Genomic DNA, 4,121 nt, shown 5'->3' on the forward strand with positions numbered 1-4,121 from the left:
GCACTATTTAATTGGTCTGCTCTGCTGAATTTCTTTTTAAAGTCTGCTTTCTGATATTCTGTCAATGGTTCAGAAACCATATCAAAGAATGTATCAAGAGGACTGGAATTAACAATTTGTCTTGCCAGTCTTCCTTCGTATAATAATGGAACTACGGCTTTGTCATTTACTGCCTGGTCAACTGTATAGGCATCGATAATTCCACCGAACTTGGCAGCTGTGCTTTTATCCTTTTTAAATAATGGAGTTCCCGTCATTGCTATAAAACAAGCATTTGGTAAAGTCTTCTGCATGTCGATATGAAAAACTCCATGCTGAGTTCTGTGACCTTCATCAACTAAAACGAAAATATCGTGACTTTCTAAAGGTTTTTTAATTTTCTTCATGGCAGCCGAAAACTTATTGATGATGGTAGTTACAACTGCATCGCTTTTACTTTCAAGCAAATCAACTAAACGTTTACCTGTAGTTGCATTTTCTACAAACATACCGCATTTTCTGAATGTGCCAGTAATTTGCCTATCTAAATCGGTACGGTCAGTAACCAATATTATTTTAGGGTTTCGAATTGCTGGCTCCAAAGCAATGGCTTGAGCTAACATAACCATAGTTAATGATTTTCCACTTCCTTGTGTATGCCAGATTACTCCGCCGTTTCGTTTGCCTCTATCCAGAACTGTCATTCGCTTCATGGATTTTTTGATGGCGAAAAACTGTTGGTAGCGTGCTACCTTTTTTGTGCCATTATCAAATAATATAAAGCTATATGCAATGTCTAATAATCGTTTTGGGTGGCAAAGCCCAAATAGATACTTGTCTTGCTCTGTGATTTGTATTTCTTCTTGTTCTAATGCGTCAAAATGCTGGCGTACATACCTAAATCTGTCGGAGAATAGTTTTTCTTTCTGTTTTAAGGTGAGCGGAGTATTTTTCAGCTCAAACAATTTTCTTAGATGTTCCTTTTCTTCTGATTCGGTGTTAAACTTCTCTTGCCACTTCGACCAAAATTTTTCCTTTGTTCCATTAGTAGCATAGGAAGCTTCTTGTGTTGCCACGCTCAATGTGAGTTGAGAATAAACATAAAGTTGACGTATTCCGTCATCTTGTTGATTACGCAAATGTTGACTTATTGCCTGTTTTAACGGTTCTTTCATGTTTGGGCGTTTGCATTCTATGATGCAAAATGGAATCCCATTAACAAACAAAACCAAATCGGGTCGGTAATGTTCTTTGCTTGTGCTTCGCATTACAGAATATTCTTCGGTAACATGAAAAACATTATTTTCAATATTTTTCCAATCAATATATTGAAGCGTGAAGCTTTTTTTATCTCCATCAATATTTTGTTCCAAAGCTTTTCCTAAAGAGACTAAATTGTATGCAGATTCACTGGCATGAATATAACCTTCATTCATAGGAAGATCTTTTAACGTTAATATGCCTCGTTCAATATTCTCGTTAGAAAAAATGCTTGTTTTGCTGGCACTTACCTGAATGCTATTAATTTCTTTTAGCTGCTTACGTAAAACATCTTCCAAAAGCACATTGGTTGTTTTATTGCCACGAAATTGTAAAGCCTCATCTGGCGTGAGATATTGATATCCTAAGTTTTGCAATAGTTGCAAGGCAGGTATCTGGCTTATATGGTCTTCTTTAAAACTTGGTGTATCCATTGCTTTCGTATTTAATTTTACTTCTGTTTTTCATGTATAGAGAAATGCTGTTTTATATACACGATATCTTTTTTATGTATAGTTTTTAAGTATTTCCTTTATATGAATCTGCTTTTTTTGATGTTTTTTAGATTGTTTTATAATTTGTAGAAGGTGTACTTAAGTATTTTACTCTATACATATTTGATTGATATGTATAGAAAATGCGTGTTTTCTATACATGTTTTATTTGATTGACATTTGACAATAGCTCAAATAAATCTTTATTGATGTAATAGTTATCCCTACCTATCTTCACTTTATGTACAATCCCAATTTGACTAAGTTCATCTAAGTATTTGGTGGCAGTCAATCTGCCTACGTCTAAATCATTCACAACAAACTCTATTTTAGTATAAGGATGCTTAAACAAATTATTGATTAAATCCTGACTATAGAATTTGGTGTTTTCTCTAATTATCTTCTTGCTTTTTAGCATTAGGATTTTTATTCCCTCTATAATATGAATGGTTTGCATGGATGTTTGTTCAATAGCTTCAAGTATAAATAAAACCCAATCTTCCCAGGCATTTTCTATACGTACATTTTGTAGCAAACGATAATAATCCCCCTTACTTTGGTTGATGAAACGACTTAAATATAAAATGGGTAAATTCATCATTTCTTCCTTAACTAAATAGAGGATATTGATAATTCTACCGGTTCGACCGTTGCCATCGTAAAAAGGGTGAATGCTCTCAAACTGATGGTGAATCACTGCCATTTTTACCAAAGGGTCCCAATCGCAAAGTTCATTATTATTCATAAAGCTTTCGAGGTTGGCCATATGAGTTAAAACTTCCTCGTGTGTCTGTGGTGGGGTATAAACCACTTCGCCAGTTTGTTCGTTTTTTAATTCGGTGCCGGGTACTTTACGAAAACCAGCTCGGTTTTCTTCAATAGCGGCCTGCATATCTATAATGTGGTTATTTGATAAAAACCACATCTTCTTTACTGTATGAAAACCCCAGCGCAAAGCTTCAGCATATTTATGCACTTCTTTGGAAGCAATGGTTTTAAATTGGTTTTTTAAGTAATCAGCTTGATAGAGTTCATCATGTGTAGTCACAATATTTTCAATAGCCGAACTGTCTTTGGCTTCCTGCAAGGAAAGGGTACTAATCAAAATATTCTGATTAGGAATACTTAAAGCCGCACCTTTCATTTCGGCTAAAGCACTACGCGCCAAGGCTACTTTTTTTAAAACAGCTTTTGATTCTAATTCCATATCAAATGGAAGTGTTGGGATTTGATAATTCATATGCTTTTCTCTTTTCGTAAATTGTCTGAACTATGATTTTTGTGATTGATTTGATTCTGTTGATTTATACTTTTTGTTTGTAAGGCGTTTGAAATTAAGGCTGGTTTCACCAAAGTTGATTAATAGCCCAATTTGAAGATTGTATGCTTCAAGGTAATTAATTGCCTGAGCAAAATGAACATCTTCCAGTTTAGTTAAAGCTTTTAGTTCAACTGATATTTCACCTTCAACCAAAAAATCAACCCTCCTTGTACCAATGTGCTCATTTCGATAGTGTATTGGCATTTCAAACTCTCTTTTAAATGCGATATTCTCTGACGAAAACTCTATGGCTAATGCTCGTTGATAAATCACTTCCTGAAAACCATTACCAAGTGTACTGTGAACCTTCATTGCACAACCAATAATCTTTCCTGTTAACTCCGAATGTTTATATTCTTTTTTAATCATAGACAATCATTTAATCACACAAATCACAGTTCAGACGTTTTTTTCCCGTTAACAAAACCTGCATCATTCCCTTTTTCTGTTCACGGAGTTTATCGGTTTTGGCTTTGAGTAATTCTAATTCTTTGTCGGCAGCTTGGAAAACTTTTGCTATTGCGGTTTGTTCTTCAATCGAAGGAAGATTTATTTTTATCTTTGAAAATAGGTCATACCACAAATAAACTCTTACACCACCTTCTCCAAGTGCATTAATGCGATATTTGGTGTGGTCTAATTGCAAGAACTGTTGGAGATAATAATCCAAAATTTCTTTTTTTGTTTTGAAACATACATAAAGAGAGCTAATTACCCCAATTTCGTCTTCAAAGTAGGCTAAAGAGCCTACATTTATTCTTGCAGGATTATAGGCAAATTCATTTTTCTTAATAATCTTATAATTACTTAAATCTTGTCCAGCAACTCTTCCTTCAAAATGGTCAGTCTGCAACACAAAACCATTTGTATTTGTTACAGAATATATATTTGCATCAATAAGTTCTTTGTTTCTTCTTGAAAAGTTAGTTGTCACATCATCTATTCGAACTTTCTTCCACTCCTCACTAAACCCCTTCAATCTCTTCTTGCCAGTTAATAGATTTTGCATCAACCATTTTTTGCTTAACTCTTTTTGTGCAATAAGTTGATTATTTTTATTTATGGCA

The 4,121-nt window shown here is 34.2% G+C and carries 4 protein-coding genes; all 4 read right to left on the reverse strand.

Annotated features, from left to right (window positions below):
• Nucleotides 1–1,673 (reverse strand): HsdR family type I site-specific deoxyribonuclease (locus HN894_10430; protein MBT7143745.1); only part of this gene is annotated, 1,673 nt, incomplete at its 3' end.
• A gap of 214 nt (nt 1,674–1,887) precedes the next feature.
• Nucleotides 1,888–2,973, reverse strand: coding sequence for a Fic family protein (locus HN894_10435; GenBank protein ID MBT7143746.1), 1,086 nt, complete (start codon nt 2,971–2,973; stop codon nt 1,888–1,890).
• A gap of 30 nt (nt 2,974–3,003) precedes the next feature.
• Nucleotides 3,004–3,423, reverse strand: a complete 420-nt coding sequence (locus HN894_10440; GenBank protein ID MBT7143747.1) for a GxxExxY protein — start codon at nt 3,421–3,423, stop codon at nt 3,004–3,006.
• A gap of 10 nt (nt 3,424–3,433) precedes the next feature.
• A partial coding sequence (locus tag HN894_10445; GenBank protein ID MBT7143748.1) for a restriction endonuclease subunit S occupies nt 3,434–4,121 on the reverse strand: 688 nt, incomplete at its 5' end.

This window comes from Bacteroidota bacterium (genome assembly GCA_018692315.1).
Lineage (GTDB): Bacteria > Bacteroidota > Bacteroidia > Bacteroidales > JABHKC01 > JABHKC01.

Excerpts from the sequence above, each read along its gene's own strand:
- HN894_10435 (MBT7143746.1), bottom strand. The coding sequence starts at position 2,973 with ATGAATTATCAAATCCCAACACTTCCATTTGATATGGAATTAGAATCA.
- HN894_10440 (MBT7143747.1), bottom strand. The coding sequence starts at position 3,423 with ATGATTAAAAAAGAATATAAACATTCGGAGTTAACAGGAAAGATTATT.